The organism is Alteromonas marina (genome assembly GCF_000808575.1).
Lineage (GTDB): Bacteria > Pseudomonadota > Gammaproteobacteria > Enterobacterales > Alteromonadaceae > Alteromonas > Alteromonas marina_A.
Genome location: NZ_JWLW01000003.1, coordinates 180,281 through 205,106, shown reverse-complemented (window position 1 = coordinate 205,106; position 24,826 = coordinate 180,281). Strand labels below are relative to the sequence as shown.

General features: G+C 45.5%; 18 protein-coding genes. 5 read left to right on the top strand and 13 right to left on the bottom strand.

The features are described 5' to 3' along the window. Positions 1–11: 11 nt before the first annotated feature. Both RJ41_RS02430 and RJ41_RS02425 read right to left on the bottom strand, forming a co-directional pair. Positions 12–1,478 (bottom strand): glycoside hydrolase family 28 protein, encoded by a 1,467-nt coding sequence (locus tag RJ41_RS02430; RefSeq protein WP_039216593.1) that lies wholly within the window; start codon positions 1,476–1,478, stop codon positions 12–14. A gap of 33 nt (positions 1,479–1,511) precedes the next feature. After that, on the bottom strand, positions 1,512–2,717 hold the full coding sequence (locus tag RJ41_RS02425; RefSeq protein ID WP_014976840.1) for a glycoside hydrolase family 88/105 protein: 1,206 nt from the start codon (positions 2,715–2,717) through the stop codon (positions 1,512–1,514). 680 nt (positions 2,718–3,397) lie between these two features. Here RJ41_RS02425 and RJ41_RS02420 point away from each other — a divergent pair. Together RJ41_RS02420 and RJ41_RS02415 are read left to right on the top strand one after the other, a co-directional pair. Then, positions 3,398–6,097, top strand: coding sequence for a TonB-dependent receptor (locus tag RJ41_RS02420; RefSeq protein ID WP_039216591.1), 2,700 nt, complete (start codon positions 3,398–3,400; stop codon positions 6,095–6,097). Positions 6,098–6,299: 202 nt separating this feature from the next. Continuing rightward, positions 6,300–7,235, top strand: a complete 936-nt coding sequence (locus RJ41_RS02415; RefSeq protein WP_039216590.1) for a rhamnogalacturonan acetylesterase — start codon at positions 6,300–6,302, stop codon at positions 7,233–7,235. Positions 7,236–7,380: 145 nt separating this feature from the next. Here the strand turns inward: RJ41_RS02415 and RJ41_RS02410 are convergent, their stop codons facing one another. The 11 genes from RJ41_RS02410 to kduD all read right to left on the bottom strand — a co-directional run bounded on the left by RJ41_RS02410 (position 7,381) and on the right by kduD (position 19,279). After that, complete coding sequence (locus RJ41_RS02410) at positions 7,381–8,352, bottom strand: sugar kinase (protein ID WP_039216585.1); 972 nt, start codon at positions 8,350–8,352, stop codon at positions 7,381–7,383. Beyond that, the gene (gene eda, locus RJ41_RS02405) at positions 8,349–8,987 is read right to left on the bottom strand and encodes a bifunctional 4-hydroxy-2-oxoglutarate aldolase/2-dehydro-3-deoxy-phosphogluconate aldolase (protein ID WP_039216584.1); all 639 of its coding nucleotides are present in this window, start codon (positions 8,985–8,987) and stop codon (positions 8,349–8,351) included. The genes RJ41_RS02410 and eda overlap by 4 nt, the downstream gene beginning before the upstream one ends. Further along, positions 8,987–10,528 carry a mannitol dehydrogenase family protein gene (locus RJ41_RS02400; protein WP_039216583.1) on the bottom strand — a complete coding sequence of 514 codons (1,542 nt, stop codon included), beginning with the start codon at positions 10,526–10,528 and terminating at the stop codon, positions 8,987–8,989. The genes eda and RJ41_RS02400 overlap by 1 nt, the downstream gene beginning before the upstream one ends. 2 nt (positions 10,529–10,530) lie before the next feature. Next, positions 10,531–11,946 carry a glucuronate isomerase gene (gene uxaC / locus RJ41_RS02395; protein ID WP_039216581.1) on the bottom strand — a complete coding sequence of 472 codons (1,416 nt, stop codon included), beginning with the start codon at positions 11,944–11,946 and terminating at the stop codon, positions 10,531–10,533. An 11-nt stretch (positions 11,947–11,957) separates the two neighbouring features. Beyond that, on the bottom strand, positions 11,958–13,448 hold the full coding sequence (locus RJ41_RS02390) for a UxaA family hydrolase (RefSeq protein WP_039216580.1): 1,491 nt from the start codon (positions 13,446–13,448) through the stop codon (positions 11,958–11,960). A gap of 208 nt (positions 13,449–13,656) precedes the next feature. After that, positions 13,657–14,673, bottom strand: coding sequence for a LacI family DNA-binding transcriptional regulator (locus tag RJ41_RS02385; RefSeq protein ID WP_039216579.1), 1,017 nt, complete (start codon positions 14,671–14,673; stop codon positions 13,657–13,659). Positions 14,674–14,819: 146 nt separating this feature from the next. Continuing rightward, positions 14,820–16,115: a TRAP transporter large permease gene (locus tag RJ41_RS02380; protein WP_039216578.1), complete on the bottom strand. Its 1,296-nt coding sequence runs from the start codon at positions 16,113–16,115 to the stop codon at positions 14,820–14,822. Beyond that, entirely contained in the window at positions 16,115–16,600 is a 486-nt protein-coding gene (locus RJ41_RS02375; protein ID WP_014998737.1) for a TRAP transporter small permease, read from the bottom strand. The genes RJ41_RS02380 and RJ41_RS02375 overlap by 1 nt, the downstream gene beginning before the upstream one ends. Positions 16,601–16,602: 2 nt before the next feature. After that, positions 16,603–17,586, bottom strand: a complete 984-nt coding sequence (locus RJ41_RS02370; protein WP_039216576.1) for a TRAP transporter substrate-binding protein — start codon at positions 17,584–17,586, stop codon at positions 16,603–16,605. Between the two features lie 30 nt (positions 17,587–17,616). Further along, positions 17,617–18,462 carry a 5-dehydro-4-deoxy-D-glucuronate isomerase gene (gene kduI, locus RJ41_RS02365; RefSeq protein ID WP_039216656.1) on the bottom strand — a complete coding sequence of 282 codons (846 nt, stop codon included), beginning with the start codon at positions 18,460–18,462 and terminating at the stop codon, positions 17,617–17,619. A 58-nt stretch (positions 18,463–18,520) separates the two neighbouring features. Continuing rightward, the gene (gene kduD, locus RJ41_RS02360; RefSeq protein WP_014998734.1) at positions 18,521–19,279 is read right to left on the bottom strand and encodes a 2-dehydro-3-deoxy-D-gluconate 5-dehydrogenase KduD; all 759 of its coding nucleotides are present in this window, start codon (positions 19,277–19,279) and stop codon (positions 18,521–18,523) included. Positions 19,280–19,457: 178 nt separating this feature from the next. Here kduD and RJ41_RS02355 point away from each other — a divergent pair, with 178 nt between their 5' ends. The 3 genes from RJ41_RS02355 to RJ41_RS02345 all read left to right on the top strand — a co-directional run bounded on the left by RJ41_RS02355 (position 19,458) and on the right by RJ41_RS02345 (position 24,791). After that, positions 19,458–20,687 carry a DUF4861 family protein gene (locus RJ41_RS02355; RefSeq protein WP_039216574.1) on the top strand — a complete coding sequence of 410 codons (1,230 nt, stop codon included), beginning with the start codon at positions 19,458–19,460 and terminating at the stop codon, positions 20,685–20,687. Between the two features lie 451 nt (positions 20,688–21,138). Next, positions 21,139–22,977 (top strand): alkaline phosphatase PhoX, encoded by a 1,839-nt coding sequence (locus RJ41_RS02350; protein ID WP_039216573.1) that lies wholly within the window; start codon positions 21,139–21,141, stop codon positions 22,975–22,977. Between the two features lie 65 nt (positions 22,978–23,042). Continuing rightward, entirely contained in the window at positions 23,043–24,791 is a 1,749-nt protein-coding gene (locus RJ41_RS02345; protein ID WP_039216572.1) for a hypothetical protein, read from the top strand. Positions 24,792–24,826 lie beyond the last annotated feature (35 nt).

The window sequence follows — 24,826 nt, the reverse complement described above, 5'->3', positions numbered from 1 at the left end:
TATTTATTCTTCTACAGCCCGTGCTTGTTAAATGGTTGGCTATTAATAAACACATTGTTTATTGAAAGATGCGCTACGTTTTCGATAACGGCATCTTTAAGCGCACGTTTTATCGTTATGTTATTCAACGTCAATCCAGAAATAGGCGTATGGTCATACCCGCGAAGCACAAAGGCCCGGTTAGCTGACGCAACGTTCAAGTTCTCTATAGTGATATCTTCCAGTAGTGGAGGGAAGTTACCGGCATCACCTTCTTCGTAGAAGAAATTCACGACAACAGCGTCTTTCACCGTCCCAATATCGATATTGCGATAGTTTAGATTTTTTAGGTGACCACCCCGAATACTGTTGGTTTTAATTCTAATGCCGCGGTCTAAATCAGGGCTACTCATGGTGCAATGCTGAGCATAGAGATTCTCTACACCGCCGGATATTTCACTGCCGATTACAACACCGCCATGGCCAGCCTTCATCTCGCAATGTTCTATGACGATATTACTGCAGGGAACATTGACCCTTCTGCCGTCTGCATTGCGTCCAGATTTAATGGCAATGCAATCGTCCCCTGTATCAAATGTACAGTTAGAGATAAGAACGTTCGTGCAGCTTTCAGGGTCGCACCCGTCCGAATTTGGGCCGAAACTTTTACAGTACACGTCGTTAACGGTGACGTTCTTGCAAAGCACAGGGTTAATTAACCAAAATGGAGAGCGCAGGATGGTAACACCCTCGATAAGTACATTTTTACAGCGGTAAGGTTGTATAAACGGAGGGCGCAGGTAATTATTTTCAAAAACGCGGTCACTAACGGGTGTCCCGTTTTCTACCATTTCTTGCAGAGTGTCTCTGGTATATTTTTGGTTCTCAACCGGATCGTCACCCCATGTTGAAGCCTTCCACTTACCTTTCCATGGCCACCAGTTGTCTTTCGCCGCGCTACCGTCAAGCGTACCTTTGCCGGTGATTGCGATATTACTTTGCTCAAAAGCATAAATAAGAGGGGAGTAACCCATTAACTCCATACCTTCCCAGCGAGTAAAAACATATGGTTTGTAATCATCAGGATTGGTAGAAAATCGAATTGTTGCGCCTGCCTCAATATGCAAGTTTATATTCGACTGTAAGTGAATTGGGCCGCTGCATAGCCAGTCGCCTTTTGGCACAACCACTTTGCCACCACCTTGGCGTGCGACTTGGTCGATAGCTGCATGTAACGCTTGCTTAAAGTCACTGCCATTTTCATTTAAAAAGTCGGTAACATTAGCTTCGCGCTTTGCAAAGGTGGGACGCTTTATCATCCCTTTAATAAGGTTTGCTTCGGCGTCCCACTGGCGTTGAGTCCTTCCCGTTTCGGTCACATTTGCACATCCGGATAGGAATGTAGGAACACCTACAGCCATCCCAGAAGCTGCAACAGTGGTGGCGAGACCAGACTTTAAGAAGTGACGTCTGGCATTCGGTGAGTTAGGTCGGACCATCATATACCCCTTTTATTTACAATTTAGCGGTTTTTACTTATTCAAATAATGTGCAGCCAGAATGAATGGGCCTACACCTTTCGCGTCGTTTGCTCTGATTGGCTCACTCATGTAGTAGTCGAATGAACCATCTCTATATGGATTTCCACCAAGACCAGCAACAGCGCAAACTTGCTCAAGGCTGATAACGTTAGTTTCTGGATTAACCGAAATCATTTGATCAAGAAGTCCAGCAAACCCTTTTTCTGCATGAGCTTTGTATTCCTCAGGAAGAAACTTAAGGCTTGCACCTTTAGCCATAGCATAGGTCAACATTGCTGTACCTGATGCTTCAAGGTAGTTTCCTTCACGGCTTCCCAAGTCAGTAACCTGATACCAGGTGCCTGAATTATGTTGATAGGTAAGCGTAGCGTCGATAAACGCTTTAAAGCGCCCTTGTAGCCACGGTGTTTTTGGGTGTTCGGCAGGAACAACTTCTAGCACATCCACCATTGCCATAGCATACCAACCTAGCGAACGTGACCAGTGATGTTGAGAAAGACCTGTTTCTTTATCAGCCCACTTTTGCTTTTTAGATGCGTCCCAGCCATGCAAGGGGAGGCCTGTTTTTTCGTCGTAAAGGTGCTCTTCAATGAGTTCAAATTGCAAAAATACGTCGTCTAGCTCTTTCATATCGCCGTACTTAACAATGTATTCAGCGTAGAAGGGGGCCCCCATGTATAGGCCATCAAGCCACATTTGGTCTGGATAGCGTTTCTTATGCCAAAAGCCACCTTGCTCGGTACGTGGGTGAGTAGTAAGCTGCGTTCTAAGTAGGTCAGCGGCTTTTTTGTATTTAGGGTTGCCGGTTTCTTCATAGAGGAAAAACAGCACTTTACCAGGGTTAACCATATCAATATTAAACTTATTGATATCATAGGTTTTGATACTTCCGTCTTGTTGAACCAACATGTCGTAGTAACCTTTTACATAAGACAGGAGACGGGGATCTTTAGTATCTTGATAGACTTCTGTTATGGCAAGGAGGTTGAGACCGTGAACGTAATCCCATTGTGGCTTCTCATCCCAATCGATTTGCCAAGCTTCTGGGAAACGCACCATCTCAGACTCTATCATTCTCATAGACCACGATTGTGTGTTGTCGAGAGGCATTTGTACCCAATCATTTGCATTAGCAGCGGAAGAAACAAACGCCGTGCAAGCTACAACGGAAGCTGCGCGTAGAATACCTTTTAGCATAACAAACCCTTATTTTTATAACATTGTAAATACACTCTGTGCTACCGGTAGCATAATGGTTTTTATTTGCTCATATGTCAACGGAATTATTTACATTTTTTAACTTTTATTTTACGCGTTTAAAAAGCGTTCAGTATGGCGTAAATAACTGTATTTAAATGTTTTAATTAAGGCTCTCATCCTGCTTTGGTAAGTTTCTATAGTCTCTTCTTCTTTCATCATCGCATATCAAATTTCTACTTATTGTAAATTTTTTCAACAAAATTGTTGCCACCGGTAGCATAACTGTTTAGGATGTAAATCAAATGTAAAGCTTGAGTGTTGTTTTCGAGGTTTACATTATTGCCGAAGAGAAGTTTTGCGTTAATTAGAAAACATAGCTGTACCCTGCAACTCTTCTCATTCAAGGTTTTGGTGGTTTACGAGACCACTATAGAGAATGAATTAGAATTGACGCGTTTTCGCTTCCTTAACAGCCAAGACGTGCTATCGGAAAAAGTAAAGCATTGGCGATATTAATCACCAAAATGTTATCCGGTGGCATAAAGGGGAGTGAAATGGTTAAATACGATAAATGTTGAATTTGTGTAAATTTGAATAGTTCACACACGTTTCAAAAGCATCTTCACCTTTTGTCAGTATGCGCGTCTCTTATAAATATAAAAACCGGAGAAACAACAATGTTACCAAAGAAAAAGCAACTCGCTGTTCTTGTTACGCTAGCGTTGTCAGGCGCACATCTTCATGCGCAAGAAGCCACAGACGAACAAGCCAGTGAAACCGAAGCGCAAAATATGGAAGTCATTGAAGTATCAGGCTTTCGTGGATCACTTAATAAATCACTGATGGAAAAGCGAACATCAGTTAACAGTAAAGAATCAATTGTTGCGCAAGACATTGGTAAATTCCCGGACTTAAATATTGCTGAGTCAATTCAACGTGTACCCGGCGTAGCCATTTCTCGTGAAGGTGGAGAAGGGCGCCAAATTACTTTGCGTGGTTTGAGCCCTTCATTTACCCGCACAACACTTAATGGCATGGAAGTGCCAGCAAGTACAGATGGCACTGACTCAGGTGGCGGTGTAAACGGTGGACGTGGCTTTGACTTTAACATTTTCGCTTCTGAATTGTTCAACCGCGTAGATATTCAAAAATCTCCTACCGCCTCTATGGAAGAAGGCGGCATTGCAGGTACGGTTGATCTGTACTCGGCAAAGCCGTTTGATTACGACGGTTTTAAATTCGTTTCATCTCTTCAAGGCGGCTATAACAGCATTACAGAAGAGACCGATCCTCGCGCCGCTTTCATGATCAGCAACCGTTTCGCTGACGACAAAGTCGGTGTGCTTTTCTCGGCAGCGTTCTCAGAGCGTACAGTAAGACAGGAAGGTTTTGGTACAGTTCGTTGGACTACTCCAGTTCGCGATGGTGGTGGCATCTTTGGCGATACATCAAACACGGTTGTTAACGGCACACCTGACGTAGATGATTGCCAGTATGAAGGTGAGTCGGTAGACCCGATTAATTGTTTATGGACTCCTCGTTTACCTAGACCTGACTACTTTGGTAATGATCAAGAGCGTGTAGGCTTCACCGGTTCAATTCAGTGGGCTGCAACAGATAATTTCACACTAACGTTAGACGGTTTAGTGTCCAAGCTTGATAACACCCGTACCATGTATAACTTCTTCCACATGTTCAGAAGTACATTCGAAGAAATTACACCTACCTCCATTACTGTTCATCCTAATGGTCAACAGGTGCTGGCTGGTACGTACGACGGTATCAAATCGCGTATTGAAAGCCGTTTACAGGAATCAACCACTGACTTTAGCCAATTTGTAATTTCTGGCGAGTGGTTTATTGGTGAAAACCTTAAACTTGATATGATGGCCGGTACTGCAGAGTCTGACGCTCGTTCAGAGCAATATCGTTACAATATGACGCTGCTGGAAGAAACCAGCTACGGCTTTGACTTTAGCAATAACAGCAACGCGCCAGAAGTGACTTACGGTTACGATGTTAACGATGCAAGCAACTATAATCTAAGCGATGGCCGATTACGTGCTACTGATGTATTGCGTGAAAACGACACGGTCAAATTTGATGCGACATACTTAGGTGATGAAGTCACTATTAAGGCTGGCTTTGCCTACAATGACCGTGTTGTAACCTACAGTGAAGAGCAAATAAATGGCTTCCCAGATCAAGACTCGGCAGTAGGTTTTGCTGAAATTATGCCGGTAGACGATTTCGGAAGTGGTTTTGACGGCCCTCTTGACCCGTTCCTTGTTGCCGACTTTGACGCTATTAATAGCCAATTGTTAAATGTGGTTTGGACACCGCGTTCTGCACAAAGCTGGCAAGTAGGCGAAGAAACATCAGCTGTGTACCTTGAGCTTGATACGAGCTATGAGATTGCCGACATGTTACTTCGCGCTAATTACGGTGTGCGTTATGTGAAAACAACCACAACCTCTGAAGGCTTTATTCAAGGCGAAACGGTACAAATCGAAAACGAGTACAATAACTTTTTACCAGCAGTTAACTTAGCACTTGAAGCAACTGATGACGTAGTTGTTCGCCTTGGCTTAACACAGTCTATGACTCGCCCAAGCCTGAACTCATTAAACCCTGGTAACCCAAGCTTTGATTATATTAACGGCTCGGTGAGCGTGGGGAACCCATTCCTTGATCCGTTTACGTCGAACAACGTTGACTTTGGTGTTGAATGGTACTTCGATGACGAAGCGCTACTAGCAGCAACAGTGTTCTACAAAGACATTGATAACTGGATTGTTCGCGCATCAGAAGAGCGTTTAGTCGACAGTGCTTACTACGACTTTATCGACAACGATGCACAGTTTGACCCTGTAATTGCGCTAGACCCACGCACTATTCCATACGAGCATAGCAGTCCAATTAACGCTGAAGACAGAAGTGTAAGCGGTTATGAGTTAATTTATCAGCAGCCGCTAAGTTTCTTACCAGGACTGTTCGAAAACATGGGTATCGTGTCGAACTATACGCACGTTAATGCTGACGACATCGAAGGTATGAGTGAAACATCGTACAACTTTACGGTGTATTACGAAACAGACCAATACGGTGCGCGTGTGTCAGTTAACAAACGCGACGATTACCTGACAGACTTTACTGGCAGCAATGGTAACGTTGCGCACGGTACGACAGGACCTACGCAGGTAGATTTCTCGTCATTTTATAACGTAAACGACGAGCTAACGTTGACCTTTGAAGTCATTAACCTTACCGATGAGTACGAGCGCTTGTTTACCACGGGTGATGGCTCTTTGAACTTGGTACGTGAGTATAACCACACGGGCCGTCAGTTCTTCTTGGGCGCTCGTTATACTATGTAAAAAAACAGGCCGGCCAATTATGTTGGCCGGCCTGAGATAATAATTAAATGTTGTGTTCCGTGAAGACGGGTGTGTTTGGCCATCGTAATGATGGCCTTTTTTATGTGCAAAAGTGTAGGCCGGGAGGAGTTCAGCACGCCTCTACCTTACTTTTTGAGCAATTTGCATCGCAACAATAGAAATATTGAAAAGGAGAAAAGGTGTGAAAAATTCAAGTAAACCCACCACAGGGAAAATATTCACCGCGCTGCGCTACAGTCTTGCAGGCGTTTTTGTTGTATCGAGTACTTTTGCAGTGGCAGACCAGCAAGGCACTAGTACGCTTCACATTAGTTACGCGGCGCAATCTAGTGCTTATGCACTTACCAGTTCGGGTTCCCAAAGTGCTTCAATCCAAAGCGCTACTGATAAAGGCAGTGAAGAGGCTGTAAAAGCTCCACCCTACAACAAGCCAGTTACCCTACATCTGGTCGGCGACTCAACCATGTCAGACAAGCCTATGTTGTCATATCCAGAACGTGGGTGGGGGCAATTGCTTCCTGAATTCATGCTGCCCAATCTTAATATTAAAAACCACGCGGCTAACGGCAGAAGCACAAAGCGATTTGTAGATGAGGGACGCTGGCAGCTTCTGTTATCCGATCTGTCTGAAGGTGATTTTGTGGCTATTCAGTTTGGTCATAACGATCAAAAACAGTCGGATCCCGCTCGCTATGCCGACCCGGAAAATGCTTATCCAGCTTACTTGAATCAGTTTGTTCAGGATGTTGAAGCAAAAGGGGCATCAGTGATTATCGCAAGTAGTATTTGCAGGCGTCATTTCACTGAGGAAGGTGTATTAAAACGGACGTTGCTGGCGTATGCCGATGCAGCGAAGAAAGTGGCAGCACAAAATAACGTGCCATTTATTCCTATGAACGCTTTAACTTGCGATTTTCTTGCACAGGTAGGCGAGCCTAACAGCAACCATTACTTCATTAAGGTGCCCGCCGACCTATATGCGCGCTACCCTGAAGGAAAAACGGACGACACTCACTTGAACGTAGTAGGCGCGGCGAAAATGGCGCAAATATTCGTGCGACAGCTAAAAGCGACAGCGCACCCACTGGCAAAATACTTATATCGAGACACGTTGTAAGCTCACATAAAAATGAAGTGGCGCGTTATTGCGGGCGTGCCGCGTTTTTTTATTGGGGGATCGCCTTTATTTTAATTAGCGTGCTTGCTTATGGTCACAATGGCAGGAAATAGAAGAGAAAAGAAAGAGGAATGTCACATACCGACTATAGCGACGGTATGTGATTAGTGAAGGCATCACCTGATATAATGGCACCGGGGTAGGTAATCACAGTCGCTGCCACTTTTGCCCCATAGCTCGCGCTCTCGACAGGCTTTCTACCTGCAAGTCGAGCGGCCATATAACCGCCATTAAATGCATCGCCAGCAGCCGTTGTATCAACCACCTGTTCAACACGCTCAACAGGCACAATACATTGCTCTTGTTGGCGGAGTATATGAACGCCAACTGCCCCGTTTTTCATTACGATTTCTTCAATCTGTTTGTCGGCTAAATAGCTAAATATTTCATCAGCATTGGTGTGGCCAAACAGCATTAAATGGTCGTCTGCGCCAGGGAACGCTAAGTCTGCTTCAGCATAAGCCTTACCCGTCCAGTATTTAGCATCCTCTTGAGACGACCAAAGGCGTGCTCGATAGTTGGGATCGAAGGCAATCTTACTGCCTTTGGCCTTGAGGGACGAAATCAGTTCGAATAGTGTAGCACGCTGTTCGTCGTCTAAAATGGCAATAGAGATACCGCTCAAATAAAACCAGTCACACGCAAACTCGGTGCCCTTCATGATGTTGAGCGTCTGTGTTGCCGCAGACTGGTTGCGCCAATATGCAAAGGTTCTTTCACCTTCGTTGTCGTTGCGGATCATATACAGACCAAGATTGCGCGACGACGAGCGAAACACTAAATCAGTGTTAATTTCGTGCTCACCCATTTTAAACAGCAGCTCATCGCTTAAAAAGTCAGCGCCTATCGCTGTTAAGTAGCTAATGGAAGATGAAGGCAAGCAGCGTTTTAAATAAACCGCAGTGTTGTACGTGTCGCCAGCAAAGCTTTTCGCCATCAGATTATTATCTGTGTTTTCATCGCGCGTACTAACTGATGACTCACGCTGAGTGCTTCGAAGCTCTACCATGCACTCGCCAAAAATAACCATTCTTTGTTTGGTATCAACTATGCTCATGCCGCGGCCTCATCAAATAATGTTAGGCTTTGTTGGCATGCCAAAGTAATCGCTTGCCAATTTTGTGCTTCAATGGCTGCCTTGGGCATCATCCATGTACCGCCTACTGCTCGAACATTGCCAAGCGAGAGATACTCATTCGCGTTGTCGCCATTAATGCCGCCGGTAGGGCAGAAGGAAACATCGCTAAATACGCTTGAAATAGCTTTAAGAAAAGGTGTTCCGCCGCTAAGACTCGCAGGAAAGAACTTCATTTCGCGAATGCCTTTTTGGTGCGCCAAAAGAATATCGGCAGGCGTAGCGACACCTGGCAAAAAGGGTGCATTAGACGCAATCAGTGTATCGAGCAATGTCTCTGAGCTTGTGGGCGTTATCAAAAATTGCGCGCCTGCATCCAACGCTTCAAATACGTGGTTGCGATTTAACAATGTGCCCATGCCCACAACGAGTTCAGGAAACTGTTTTCTAATCGCTGACAGGGCTTCAAATGCTGCGTCGCTGCGTTTCACTACTTCTATGTTGCACAGGCCGCTATTTGCAATTGCTTCTGCTAGGTGAAGCCCCTCGTCAACAGATTTAGGCTGAATAATAGGGAGTAATGGGGCGCCTTTAAGCATGGAAAAGGTACTTTTCATCACGCGGTTCCTTTTAGTGAATCTAGCGAACTTTCTGTTAACGTAGTGGGAGCAGAACCTTGCTGACCTTCGTTGCTGTTTTCGTGCGATAAAATGCTAAGCAGCTGATTAACTTTTTCGAGCACTTTTTCTTTGAACGTAGTGTTTACCGACAGTTCAGCGAACATGGTTTCAAGAGATAGCAATTTTTTAGCAAGTTCTATTGCCTGAAAGTCTACCGATTTTGCTGTGGCCCTTAACATACTATCTAGCGGGTCGGTGATAGTTTCGTTTAAACGTGCCTTGTTGTTTACAAATAGGCACCAGGCCGCAACGGCACTGCAGAGCAAATCAATATTTCGTTTTGCTTTTAGGTTATCGCGTACTGTGTCGAGAATTCGAAATGGGATTTTCTGTGACCCATCCCAAGCAATTTGCGACAAAAGGTGGCGAATGTGCTTATTCTCATAGCGCTTTACAATGTCTTGTGCGTAAGCGTTCAGATCGAAGTCTTGTGTTCCGCTATCGGCATGCTCGTTATCACTGCATAGAGACGGAACAATTTCTTCTTTCAACATGGTTTGAATCAGCTGCTTTATGGCTGGGGTACGCATTGCGTCGAATACGGTTTCCTTGCCAAGCAATAACCCTATGTAGGCCAGTGTTGAATGTGTGCCGTTTAGAATGCGAAGCTTAGCTTTTTCAAAGAAGCTCACATCATGAGTAAAAGTAACGCCAACTTTATCCCAAGCAGGTCGTGGGCCAGAAAAATTATCTTCAACCACCCATTGAGTAAATGCCTCTCGCTGAATAGGCCAGTTATCAGTTAAACCCAGCTCAGCGGCAACGTTGGCTTTAAAGCTGTCTTCAGTTGCTGGCGTAATACTGTCAACCATAGTGCAGGGGAAAGCGATATTCTCGGTTATCCACTGGCCGAGTGATTCGTCCGTTTTATTGGCGAACTCGGTCACCGCTTTTTGCAGTTTTTTACCGTTGTCTGACACGTTGTCACAGCTGATAATGGTAATATCTGCATAGCCTGCCTGCTTACGTTGTGCTAGCGCTTGCACAATTAGGCCAACTGCACTTACCGGTGTTTCTGGCGTGACTAAATCAGCTTTAATATCCGGATGATCAGTATCTAGATGACCTTGCGCATTAAGGCAATAGCCCTTTTCTGTCACGGTAAGCGTTACAATTTTAGTTTGCTTGTTTACCAGTGCAGCAACAATATCTTCACGATCATGTGCTAATGTAGAAAGGGTTTTAATTGCGCCGATAATGTGGGTTTCAGGCTCGTTATCAACAATACACAACGCATAGAGATTGTCTTGTGTACTCAACGCTTCTTTAAGAGATGCGCTGCGCATTGACACACCGTGAATGCGCCAGTCACCGCCATAAACCAGCGCCTTTTCGGTATAATACGCTTGGTGCGCACGGTGAAAGGCGCCTGGACCAATATGCACAATGCCACAACCGGTTGCTTCCAGATCGTAATTTGGTTTACTTACGCTGTCACTTAAAAGAGGTAGTGTTGAAATTGATAACGGCTTTGTCATGATTACCCCAGTTTGTACGCTTGTTTAGCAAAATCATAAGTGAGTTTTCTTGCAATGCTGGCCGCTTCTGTTTCACTGATGCGGTGCTCCACAACTAGCTGTGCAAGGAAGCGACAATCAATGCGTCTGGCAACATCATGACGTGCAGGAATAGACAAGAACGCGCGCGTATCGTCATTAAAACCAACAGTATTGAAGAAACCTGCGGTTTCTGTCACTTGATGTCTAAAACGCAACATGCCTTCAGGGCTATCGTGGAACCACCAAGACGGACCAAGTTTCAGGCAAGGGTAGTGGCCTGCGAGTGGTGCTAATTCACGGCTGTACGTGGTTTCATCTAATGTAAATAGAATAATGTCGAGGTTAGGCTCGTTACCGTATTTACCGAGTAACGGGCGAAGCGCTTTAACAAAATCTGTTTGCATTGGAATGTCGTGGCCTTTATCGCGACCAAACTGTGTAAAGAGCTGACTGTTGTGGTTTCTAAACGAACCAGGGTGAATTTGCATCACCATGCCGTCTTCTACACTCATTCCCGCTAATTCGGTAAGCATTTGCGCTCTAAATAGCTCTTGCTCTTCAGCGTTACTGTTTCCACTTCTTACTTTATCGAATAAAGCAATACACTCAGCTTCACTTAAATCAGCTGTGTTCGCCGTTGGGTGTCCGTGATCCGTTGCTGTTGCACCGTGCTCTCTAAAGACGGCACGTCGTGCACGAATTGCGTTCAGGTAGCCCTGCCAGGTTGCAGTGTCTTCACCGGTGAGCTCACCAAGTTTCTCAATGTTTGAAACAATATCTTCGCGTGAAGCATCGACTACATCATCTGGTCTAAAGGTGGTGATAACCCGCTTTGCCCACGGTGTATCTTTAATCGCTGCGTGATGGGGAAGGGAATCAAGCGCGCCTTCAGTGGTAGCAATCACTTCAATATTAAAGCGGTCCATCAGTGCACGGGGTTTAAAGTCATCCCCTTGAAGCTGCGCAGTGATGTGGTCGTAATAATGCGTTGCGTTGTCGCTACACAACATCTCTCGCAAACCAAATACATCGTGAAATACAGTGTCTAACCACAAACGCGATGGTGTGGCAGCAAATAGATGATAGTTATCAGCCAGAAGTTTCCAGATTTTACGTGGATCCTTTTCCGTTTCGCCGCCGTCCCAACGTGGCACACCAATATCGGTTAATTTAATACCTTGGCTATACAGCATTCTGAACACATAGTGATCAGGGGTGATAAACAACTCGGTTGCATTGGTGAAATTATTGTTTTGTGCAAACCAACGTGGGTCAGTATGGCCATGTGGACTTATGATAGGGAGATCTCGAATTTCCTTATACAGCGCCTTTGCAACACTTCGGGTTGCTTCATCGGCAGGAAAAAGTCTATCTTCATGTAATAATATCGATTCCATAACGCTCTCTTTTAGAGGGTGACGCCACGTTTCCAAATAGCAATCTCATGGCTGCCATTCTTCTCGTTGCAGGTTTGTTGACCAGATGCCACTGCCAAGCAATGTTGGAGTAGCGCTTCGGCACACTTATCGATAGAGACGCCTTCCAGAACTTGTCCAGCGTTAAAATCTATCCAATGTGGCTTCTTATTAGCGATATCTGAATTTGACGATATCTTGACTGTGGGTACAGGAAAACCAAGGGGCGTGCCTCGGCCTGTGGTGAATAAAACGATATGTGCCCCCGATGCTGCCAACGCCGTTGAACTAACGGCATCGTTACCAGGTGCTTGTAATAAACTTAAGCCTTTATCTTGCTTGGGCTCGCCATACTGCAAGATGGACTGAATAGTAGACGTTCCACCTTTTTGAACCGCGCCGAGAGACTTTTCCTCTAGCGTGGTTAAACCGCCTGCCTTATTGCCTGGAGACGGGTTTTCGTAAATAGGTTGGTTGTGGGCGATAAAGTAGTTCTTAAACTCATCAATCAGCGAGTTAAACGCCTCGAATACGTCTTTGTTTTTAGCGCGATTCATTAAGAGCTGCTCGGCACCAAACATTTCTGGCGTTTCGGTTAAAATGACCGAGCCACCTAGATTACACATTAAATCGGTAACACGCCCTACTGTTGGGTTGGCAGTAATACCGCTAAAAGCGTCGCTACCACCACACTTCATGCCTAAGGTTAATTCGCTAGCGTCGATAGGCTCACGTTTGTCATTAGCCATTACTTTTAACAAGTCATAAACCGCATTGACGCCTTCTTCTAATTCATCTACCACTTCTTGTGCGTTGTAGAAGCGAACCCGATTTGCCGGTTTATCAACATGAGGCAGTAAGTTCTTCAGTTGATTGTTTTCACATCCCAAACCAACAATCAACACTGCGCCAGCATTGGGATGAGATGCAAGTGATGCTAAGATTGTGCGCGTGTCATCTAAATCGTCGCCCAGCTGAGAACAGCCAAAAGGGTGGGTAAACGCGCGGAACCCATCGCACTCGCTGGCGAAACGACGATTACATTCGTTGGCAATACGATCTGCAGTTCGGTTTACGCAGCCTACGGTATTAATTATCCACACTTCATTTCGAATACCTACTTTTCCATTCTCTCTTCTGTAGCCCATAAACTGTAGCCCAGAGCTAGCATGTGTTTGCTTCGATGGGGTATTCGACGGCGAGTAAACGTATTGTTCAGTGCCTTGTAACTTGGTCTTTGCATTATGGCTGTGAACATGTTCGCCGGGGTTAATTTGGCTTATTGCTGCGCCAATACTGAAGCCATATTTTACGACATCACCACCATTATCTATGGTAGTTAAGGCAACTTTATGGCCGGCAGGAATGTCTTGGCTGACTGTAATGTCATATTCAGCTATGTAGGTGCCCGCCACGATAGGGCAGGTTGCAACCGCAACGTTATCGTTATTATGCACCTTTACTAATTGTGTTTTAACGTCCATTACAATTCCTGCTTTATCTTTAGGCTTACTTAATTTCAATGACTGATTAAGCGAAGCGCTGAATAACCAAAAGAGTGAAACGATAAAAAGCGTTGTCTTTTACGCTCTGTTTACAAATTGTTTATTTTTAACATTCTTGTTTATTGTAGTGCCACCGGTGGCATAATAGGTCGAAAAAGAAGTGTAAGCAACACTTCATTGTAAAAAATCACACTTTTTTGATGGAATCGCGAATAATTAGGTGAGGTTTGACCAGATACGTTTCGGTTTCACTAACTTCACTGCCTTCGATGTGCGCGATGATTTTACGCGCTGCGATTGCTGCCATATCCCCAACGGGACGTTGAACAGTGGTAAGGGCAGGGATGACGCGAGCGGCAAGTAAGTTGTCATCGAACCCAGCAACGGAAAGTTCGTCTGGCACGGTAATTCCCATTTCGTGGGCTACTTTTAACACACCTGCCGCCATTTCGTCGTTGTTTGCAAAAATAGCTTTGACTCGTGGTGACTGAATAAGCAATTGACGCGCGCATTCTATACCGCTTTCGAAGCTGTTTTTACCCTCAATTACCCTGTTTTTAGGTACATCGACACCCAGGCCGTTAAGGGTTTCAACAAAGCCTTCCAAACGCTCTTTTGAGGAATAATACTGTTGCGGACCGCTGATGATACCGATGTCTTTATGACCTAGTGAAACCATATAGCGCGCTAAATCACTTAAAGCAGCTCTGTCGTCACTCACTACGATATTTTGATGGTCATCTAAATCTACTGACGCCATTCGCACATAGTTAATGCTCTTTTGCTGCAGTGCGTCGGCTAATAACTTCGATTCGGATACCGGTGGCAATATGATGACACCGTCTATGTTTGAACGACGTACAAAGTTAATACAGTCTTCTACAAAACCGTCGGCATTATAACTACAAGGGTGCACAACTAACTCATAACCCTTTTGAGAACATATGCTTAACACGCCTCTTTGTACTTGGTCGATATACAAGGCATCGGGGTTATCATAAATCAAGCCTATCAAGTAAGAGCGGCTAGTACTTAAACCACGCGCTTGCTTGTCAGGGGCAAACCCCGTTTCTTGAATGACCGCTTCAATGCGCTCACGTGTTGCTTTTCCCACATTGGTCGCACCGTTAATGACGCGTGACACGGTACGCTTTGATACACCTGCTAGGGCTGCAACATCATTGATAGTCGGGCGCTTGTTCATAATTCTCTGTTTTTCCGCGCTATTATGTCGTTACTTCCGATATTACCACACAAATACGGGCAATATGTTTTTGTTACTCAAAAGTGAAAGTTCGTTTGATCAAACTACGCCTGACCACACCTTTCAGTTTTGATGATTCTACCTTACTAAAATCCTAGTGCACGTGGTAGCGCTTCGCTGAACCATGCGACATACGTAACTAGCATAAGAACGACAAACATAGCCACATATAAAGGTATTAGCGGTCGAATGATGTTCTCAAGTTTGGTTTTGGCAATGGCACAGGTAATGAAAAGTACGGCGCCGACGGGCGGTGAGCACAATCCAATAGACAGGTTGAGTACGAGCATGATGCCGAATTGCAGTTCGCTCATTCCAAGTTCTAAGGCCACCGGCAAAAATATGGGCGTAAAAATAAGTACGGCAGGTGTCATATCCAAGAATGCACCAACTACGATAAGCAATAGGTTGATTAAGAGAAGAATAAGTAATGGGTTATCGCTTATCGACAACATTGCGTTACTTAAGGTTTGCGGAATGTTCTCAAACGACAATAGCCAAGACATCGCTGTTGAGGCCGCGATAAGCAGCATTACAATTGCCGTCGTTTCTGCCGCCTTCAAGAAAATATCAGGTAGGGCTTTCGCATCCACTTCTTTATAAAACACCACAGCTAACAGCAATGAGTAAACCACCGCAATGGCACCAGCTTCGGTAGCGGTAAAAACGCCGCCCACAATGCCGCCAATCACTAAGAATATGAGGAATAGGGAAGGGAGTGCTGCGATAGTTTTTTCGACAACTACTTTAATAGGAAGTCGCGGCGATAGGGGGTATCCCTTCATTTTTGCGTAGATAAAGCACACCAGCATGAGCGCTAGACCCACCATAATGCCTGGAATATAGCCAGCCATAAAGAGGGCGGCGATGGATACGCCACCGCTAGCGATTGCGTATACAATTAAGATATTACTTGGTGGAATTAACATTCCCGTAGTTGATGCAGCGGCAGTGACCGCTGCGCTAAAATTCGGCTCGTAGCCAGCTTTTTTCATTTCGGGCAACATGAAGCTGCCAATAGCAGACGTAGTCGCTACCGCAGACCCTGAAATTGCACCAAAAAGCATGCAGGAAACGACGTTCACCAAGGCTAAACCACCGGGAAGCGCACCAATAAGCGCCATTGCACATTCAATTAATCGCTTGGCTATCCCGCCGCGTCCCATGATAAGGCCAGATAAAACAAAAAACGGGATGGCCAGTAGCGCAAAACTATTGAGTCCACCTGCCATACGCTGGGCAATAGTAATGGTAGCGGGTGCAATGTCCATGCTCATTACCATAGCGAGTAACGTTGCTACCCCTATGCTAATTGAAATAGGAACGTTTAATAGGAGTAATACGAAAAAGGCAACGACTAAGATAATACCGGTCAGTTCCATTACGCTGACTCCTTATTGTTGTTTCGCCACAGCGTAGTAATGTTTACCAGTGCATAGGCAATGATAAGGCCACCAGACAGGGGCAGCACGCTATAAATAAGGCCCATTTTTACACCCAGAGCCGCCGAGATTTGTTCTAATTCTAGGGTGAGAGACACAAGCTCGGAACCACCGTACACCATCACTAATACACAGAAAATGATGACGATAATCTCAACGCAGGTGAGTAATAATCTTTTTACTTTACGCGACTGGCGCTCAACAATTAAGTTGAAGCCTAAATGCGCATTTTGTCGATACGCATAGGCAGCACCTAATATGCCAATCCAAATTAGTATGAATCTAGATAATTCTTCAGTGATTGATGCTGGGTCTTTAAGTACATAACGCGAGACCACTTGCCAAATTACTGTAAGTAAAATACTCACCATGGCTGCAATAAGGGTGCCGGCTAAGGCTTTGTCGATGAGGCGTATTATTGTCATTGTTACATCGCTTTTATTTGCGTTATTAAGTCGCCAATCGGCGTACCTTCGAAGCTCTTATGAAAAGGCTTAACCGCTTCAACGAAAGGCGCTTTATCAGGCGTAATAACTGTCACGCCTTCGGCTTTTACCTTTTCTAACGAGGCTTGTGTGGATGTTTTCCAAAGTTCACGTTGGTATTCAACGGAGTCTTCCATAGCTTTGGTTAACCAGATTTTCTGCTGCTCATTCAAGCTTTCCCAAACTGGGAGGGATGCGAGCATGACATCTGGCACACTGGTATGCTCATCAAGGCTATAGTAGCGGGCAATTTCATAGTGACGTGAAAGGTAGTAGCTTGGCGGGTTATTCTCAGCGCCGTCTACCACGCCTTGCTGAAGCGCTGTGTAAAGCTCTCCCCAGGCAACGGGAGTCGCTGCGCCTCCAAGTGCACGAACTGTTGCAACCGCAGTAGGACTATTTAACACGCGAATTTTTAGCCCGTTTAGATCGCTCGGCGTTTTTATTGGTTTATCGTTAGTGTAAAAGCTGCGGCTACCTGCATCGTAATAGCCCAGGCCTTTAAGACGGAAATCCTCAACACCAGAAAGCAAATCATTGCCCAGATCGCTGTTTAATACTCGCCAGAAGTGTTCGTTATCGCGAAAAATATAGGGAATACTAAATATCTTCATTTCCGGTGCAAACCCTTCCAGAGGGCTTGCCGATACTTTAGTCATAGCGAGTGAACCAATCTGCAACAGTTCTACCATTTCTCGCTCAGTTCCCAGCTGGCTACTTGGATAAATCACCACACTCATTGTGCCGTCAGAATAGTAATCTAGACGCTCTCCTAGATATTCCATTGCCTTGTGTACAGAGTGCTGAGTGTCTAAGGTATGCCCCAAGCGCAACACGGTGACTTCACCTTGCAATTCATTTTGAGAACACGCCGATGTTAGCAACAGCGCTGTGGCAGACAGTGTGAGTTTTATATACCGCAACATAATCATTACACCTATTGAAAGCAGGGCTGCTTAGCGCAACTGTGAAGGTGGAAACTTGTCCATATCATCGTAATCAAGGTTTTCACCTGCCATTCCCCAGATAAATGCATAGCTTCCAGTACCCACACCACAGTGAATTGACCAAGGTGGCGATACTACGGCTTCTTCATTCGCTACGAAAATGTGACGAGTTTCATGCGGTTCGCCCATGAAGTGACATACGCGGCTTTCGCTGTCCATATCAAAGTAAAAGTACACTTCATTGCGTCGGTCATGCTGATGAGCTGGCATGGTGTTCCAGACGGAACCCGTATGTAGACGCGTTAATCCCATTTGAAGCTGACATGTATCGACAACAGTATTGATAAGTAACTGTTTGATATCACGCTTGTTGGAGGTTTCCTGACTGCCTAAGTGAAGGATGTTTGCATCTGTGCTGCCTATTTTTTTGCAGGGATAGGCGTGGTGAGCCGGCGCCGAGTTTAAGTAATATTTGGCAGGATTGGACGCATTGTCCGACTCAAAAATGACTTCTTCATTGCCTTGGCCGATGTATAAGGCTTCTTCGTTATCTAAATGGTAACGAGTGCCTGAAACTGTAATGGTGCCAGGTCCGCCGATATTAATCACACCTACCTCACGGCGAGCGGTAAAAAATGGCATCTTTAGCTGATCTTCAATGGTTTCTAGCGTTAGCGCTGACGTTGTCGGTACGGCACTTCCAAGCATAAAGCGTTCGTAGTGGGTGTATATCCATACGACTTCACCTTGTGTCATTAGGGTGTCGACTAAAAACGCGTCACGCAATTCTTGCGTGTTGTAAGCATTGGCCTCTTTACGACCGATAGCATATCGGGTGTCTATTTTCTTGCTCATGTCTTTTCTATCGCTCATGCTTTTTTTGTCGCTCATGGCTGTATCCCCCGTTCGTTAATTAACGTGCCAGAAAGCCGCCGTCGACGGCAAGGATATGGCCGTTAACGTAATTGCTGGCTGCGCTCGCAAGAAATACCGCCGCACCTGCTAAATCATCACTTTCCCCCCAGCGATTAGCTGGAATGCGGGCACAAATTTCAGCACTGCGCTTTTCATCATCTTGTAGTGCTTGGGTGTTATCAGTTTTGATGTAACCGGGCGCAATCGCGTTCACCTGCACATTGTATTGGCCCCATTCGTTTGCAAGCGCTTTGGTAAGACCCGCAATGGCATGTTTACTTGCAGTGTAAGCAGGAACAGTAATGCCACCTGTGTAACTCAACATTGATGCAATGTTGATGATCTTACCTTGACCACGTTCTACCATTGTCTTACCAATAGTTTGGCTAAGTAGGAAAGCTGAATCGATGTTGACAGCAAGCACATTCCGCCACTCCTCGAAAGGGAAGTCGGTAGCTGGCGCTCGAAAAATAGTTCCGCCGTTATTCAGCAATATGTCGATGTGACCTTTAATGCTTAATGCATCTTCGGCAAGTTTAAGTACAGCGTGAGGCTCGGCGAGGTCGGCGTCCAACGCCATAGCTTGTCCACCTTCACTTTGAATTTTACGTAGCGTCTCATCACAGCCACCTGGTCTAGAACTGGCACAGATAACAAAGGCACCAGAAGTAGCGAGCGCTAAAGCAAGCGCTTGTCCTATACCCCGACTTGCTCCGGTCACTAATGCAGTTTTACCTTCAAGGCTAAAGTTGACCATGTAATTTACCTTTCACTAAATGGTTCATTGGCGTGCCGAATTTTATCGACATACTAAATTGAAAAATCTCGTTAACAAAATTTAAAATAATTGCCACCGGTGGCATTTGTCAATATATTGTTTATAAATATCGTAAATTAGTTAAACACTTTACCAACCGATGGAGAGCATAAAAGTGATGAAATTTAGTAAGATAGGCCTGGTTTTAGTGCCATTTCTGGCAAGTTGCTCACAAGGGGATATAAATTCGGCTTTGTCTGTTAAGGTGAAAAATTCGGCAGACGGTGGTAGCGGCGATCAAATTTTTGAAGTATCTCTGCCCCCGCAATATTCGGGGTGGAAGTTAAAGCAATATCCGTCAGAATGGATTGAGAATAGCGAAGGGCAAGCGGTGTTACTAGGTGCAGCATCCATTGCGCCAGGAAGTAGTGCGTCATTAGAACTTATGCCACCTGAGCAAGCTACGAATGTTAACCTCCACGATCGGGCGCACGCTGAACTTTCCGTAAGAACAGGAGGAGAGTGGCAAGACGCAGTATATAGCGCTGAGGGTTTTTCTTTTGAAGAAGTTACCTCATTCACATCGCCTCCGCAATTGACCGATCATTCTTACTTTTTGCGTTACGAAGGACCAGGCTGGGAGTCTGATCAAATGGGCTATCGCCTTTATCTTGATTGGCGTAACGCTATTGATGTCTTTGTTAAAGCGAACGACAGTGTAGTATTACCTGAGGTGGGGCAAGACGGCTACGATAGCTATCATAATTTATCTTCGTGGGGTGGAGACGCGCTTAAAGTTGGTAAATCGTTGGGCGTGGGTGCGCTAGGTCGATTAACAGAACAAGAAACCCAAGACTCCTCAACGCAGACAGTTATGCATTTTCAGCATGTAGAGAATACGCAATACCAATTGGTATCGAACTCTCAGTTGCGGGCTGAGTTCGAGGTTGGCTACGAAGGGTGGTCATCGTCTGATGCGAAAGCGGACAGCATCGACGTTACCACGCACTATCGAATTGATGCGTTTGACCCCACAACCCACATCAGCGTTTCTGTATCAGAGCCATCGGATAATATTGTCGCAGGTCTAGTGGCGCATGATGGAATGCAGGTGATTAAAGCCGAGCGTGGTGAGTGGGGCGTTGTAGCGACTTGGGGAACGCAAAGTATCTTGGCAGATAATGACAACTTAGGGTTGGCCGTTGTTTATCGGTTAGATCAGGTCGAAAAGGTATTCGAGGGTGAACATGACCACCTTGTATTGTTCAAACCTTTAACCACTTTAGACTATAAAATTCTCGCGGTTTGGCCTAAGCGCAGCAGCGATGTACAAACTGCAAAGCAGTTCGAAGATTATCTGGTTAATAAATTAAAGACGTATAATCACCCTCTTACCGTCTTAAACTAAGTATTACTTAGCGACCGGGCTAGCGGGCCGTAGCGAAATGCGTAGCCCGTTAGCTTATATTATGTCTTCCTCTAATTGCCTTCTCCAACTACCCTCTCTTACAATTTTACCCCATCCAACTTTTAAGCAGTTATGTCCTGTTTTGTTCACGGGCACAAAGCTCTGACCAGTATTGTGAAATAAATAATTCATAAACTGACTGAGTGGTTTAGGTTTTCTTGATTGAACATTCAATAATCCCAATGATTACAGCGCCTTCGTAAATCTTCGCATTTGTTTTATTCGTTTTTTCAGACCCTTGTGTCAATAAAGCTTCATTTGGGTGTCAATTCACTGTCACCGGAATGTCACAAATGTCCTCCAGACTTTCGCCCGCTAAGACCGTTTACTGAGGTGAGTCTTCTGCTTACCTCCACTCAACATCGAAAACAAGTATAAGCAAGGAACTATAATGAAAAGCGAAACAATTCGTGGAATTAAGTATTCAGCGATAGCACTGGCTGTAACACTAGGGATGACTGCCTGTTCACTGGAAGGTGACGATGGCGAAGACGGTGTACAAGGCCCTGTAGGTGAGCAAGGCCCGGTGGGCGACCAAGGTCCTCAAGGTGATAGTGCAGGTACGCTAACACGTATTGCTACGGTTCCACTTGGTGCAGAAGTGACCGGTATATTCTTAACAGACGAAGGCGATTTATTTTTTAACGTTCAGCACCCGTCTGGCACTAATGCGGCGACAACCAGTGTAAATGCAATGCCTATTAACACCGGTACAGTGGGCGTGCTTGCAGGTGCTAACTTCAACAATCTGCCAGTAACATTACCAAATTCACCTGTACCAAGCTCAGATGAAGAAAAAGAGCTGGTGGTTTCTGCCATTGGTCAATATCAAGTACTTGGACAAACGGGCGACACTTTCGGTACTGACCTACCAGAAGGCTTAGGTCACATCTACACGTTGGATGGCGAAGAGTTGGTTCTTGAAAATGACATGCCTGACTTTAACGGCTTCATCTCAACCGCCGAAGGCGAAGGTTACCTTTTCTCGAACTGGGAAGAACTTCCTGGCGGTATGAGCCGCATGAAAGTGGAGAAAGACGAGTTTGGTATGTGGGAAGTAACTGAAGCTATGATGCTGGATTTCTCGCCAGTATGGGGAACGGCGGCAAACTGCTTTGGTTCAATGTCACCTTGGGGTACACCGCTTACTTCAGAAGAGTGGGTGGTTGATTCGGCGGTGGATACGACAACATCACCAAGCTGGAATAACCCAGAGGCCGTTTCTACAGATGCGCGCTTAGGTCGTATGTGGCAAATGACGGCACCAGATGCGCCAAACCCGTACAACTATGGCTATATTGCGGAAGTAACAGAGCCGTTGGCTGATGAGCCGGTTATTGTTAAGCATTTTGCCATGGGCCGTTATGAGCACGAAAACTCAACGGTCATGCCTGACGGCAAAACGGTTTACCTTTCTCAAGATGATACGGGAGGCGTACTGTTTAAGTTTGTCGCAGACACAGCTGAAGACTTGTCGGCAGGTACACTTTACGGCGCTAAGCTCACTCAGGATGCAGGTCAGAACGACCCTGCGACTACTGGTTTTGCGGTTGAATGGGTGGAATTAGCTAGCGGTGATAACCTGACTATTCGCGCGTGGATTGATGAATACAATGGTATTGGTACCGACGACTACGTAGATGGACAAAGCTCTTACATTACTATGGCCGACGTTCAAGCGTGGGCTGATGGCGATGCGACCTATCCAACGGTAGAGGAAGGGGGCTCTAGCGTAACAGCAGGACAGCCAATGGATAACCGCGTAGCGTTCTTAGAGAGTCGTGCGGCGGCCCGTCTCAAAGGGGCTACCGCAGAGTGGAGAAAACTGGAAGGTATCTCAATCAACCAGAAACGCGCAAAGGAAGCGGTTGAAGGTGCAGATACTATCGAAGGTGAAGTGGTACAGAATGCATACCTTTACATCGGCATCGCTGATATCGACAACACAATGATTGACGGTGAAGGCGATATGCAGCTTTCAGCCCGCGTTAAAGACTGTGGTGGCGTTTATCGTGCCAAGCTTGAAGAAGGCTATAACATCTCTCGTATTGAACCTGTGGTGATGGGCGGCACATACCGTTCAAGCCTAACTGGCGCCGAGCGTTGTGACGTTGAACAGCTTTCTCAACCAGATAACGTAGTGGTGATGAACGACGGCCGTATTCTTATCGGAGAAGACGGTTTCCAAGAAAACAATACGCTTTGGATGTATGAGCCAGCAGATAAGTAAGTTTTCTTTTTAATTTAAAAATACTCCGGGCACTTATGTGCCCGGATTTTTCTGTTGTGACGATTATGAAAATGTTAAAAATAACTTCAGGTGTAGGCATTCTACTTTCACTACTTATCAGTGCAGGATGCACTGATAACACGGGTACTGACGTGAACAATCAGTCAAACTATGAGCAAAACTCAACAAGCTTTACAGTTGACACGCAACTGCCTCCTTCTACTCACGAAAAGGCCGACAGCACACACGCTTATCCTTATCAAGAAGGCGATGCTATTCCCGCTCTGGCATATATTGAACACGATGAAGTGTATAACCCTGAATCGGTTATTCCTCCCCAGTGTTACACCAAAACAGAAGGTGTTAACAACCCATGTTATGCATGCCACCAAAGTTACGATTCAATGGAAAAGCGTCCTAATCAAATGGGCGATGGCACGTTACAGGGCAACTACGAATTTTCTGACGTAGGGTTAACAAACAGCTGGAAAAACCTGTTTATTGACCGTACATCACTAATTGCGGGCATTGATGATGCCACGATTAAAAAATATATAGCGCAAGACAACTATACCGCTTCGCTTAACAATGACGCCATGCCAGACTACATGCGTATTGAAAACTTGAGCGCTGCTGACAAGGCATTTGATGGCGACGGTTTTGCTAAAGATGGCAGTGGATGGGTCTCGTACAATTACAAGCCCTTCCCAAGTACTTTTTGGCCGACTAACGGGTCAACTGGCGATGCTATGATAAGGCTTCCTGAAAGCTTTCAAAGGCTAAAAGGCAAGTATAACAAGGCTATCTATACATTGAACCTAAGCTTGGTTGAAATGGCACTTAAAGATCTGGATAAGTTAACTGCGGCGCCGGTCAACGAATTAGCGTTGAACCTTGACGTAAACCAAGACGGAAAACTTTCCAATTCAGTGACTGAAATCGCTCGTTTGTCGCATTATGTTGGCGACGCAAGCGATGTTCCGCTAGCGCACATGCTTTACCCCGAAGGTACAGAATTCTTACATACCGTGCGCTACATTGGCGTGGATGAAAACGGGAATATTTATAACGCGCCGCGTATGAAGGAAGTGCGCTACATGAAAAAGCATATGTTCAGAAGCAGAGAAAGTTTAGCGTCTGCCTATTATGCGGAAGCAAAAGATAAGCATTTTGAAAAGCTGCCTCAAACCCGCTACTTAGGTGAAAAAGGAATAGACAACGGCTTTGGCTGGACAATTAATGGCTTCATTGAAAATGAGCAGGGCGAACTTCGTGCACAGCACGATCAAGAGCTTGCGTTTTGTAACGGCTGTCACAAAACAGTAGGGTCAACCTTTGACCAAACATTTTCATTTGCACGGAAAGTTCCCGGACAAATGGGGTGGGGCTATATAGACCTGCGTGAAATTGAAGATGTGCCAAATATCAACGAGGAAAAAGGCGAGTTCCTTACTTATATGGAGCGCGTGGGCGGTGGCGATGAGTTCCGTCAAAACGGAGAAATGCTGGCCAAATGGTTTGATGAAAAAGGCATGGTCAAGGTGGAAGAAGTGCAGCGTGCCAAGTCAGTGTACGACATCATTACTCCTTCACCAGAGCGCGCGTATGCGTTGAACAAAGCGTATTTGACCATAGTGAATGAGCAAAGCTATTTGTTCGGTCGCGACGCAACGCTGACTAAGGCGACTAATGTGTTAAGCACTATTGATGCCGAGCAGCCACCGCTTAAGCCTGAACATCGTTTCAAGTGGGATATGCGACTTAACTGGCAACAAGAAAAGCCAAGCGCCATTGCAGAAGCGCGTCAACAGTAACCAGTAGTAGATGCCTTCAGGCGTAAACTTTGACA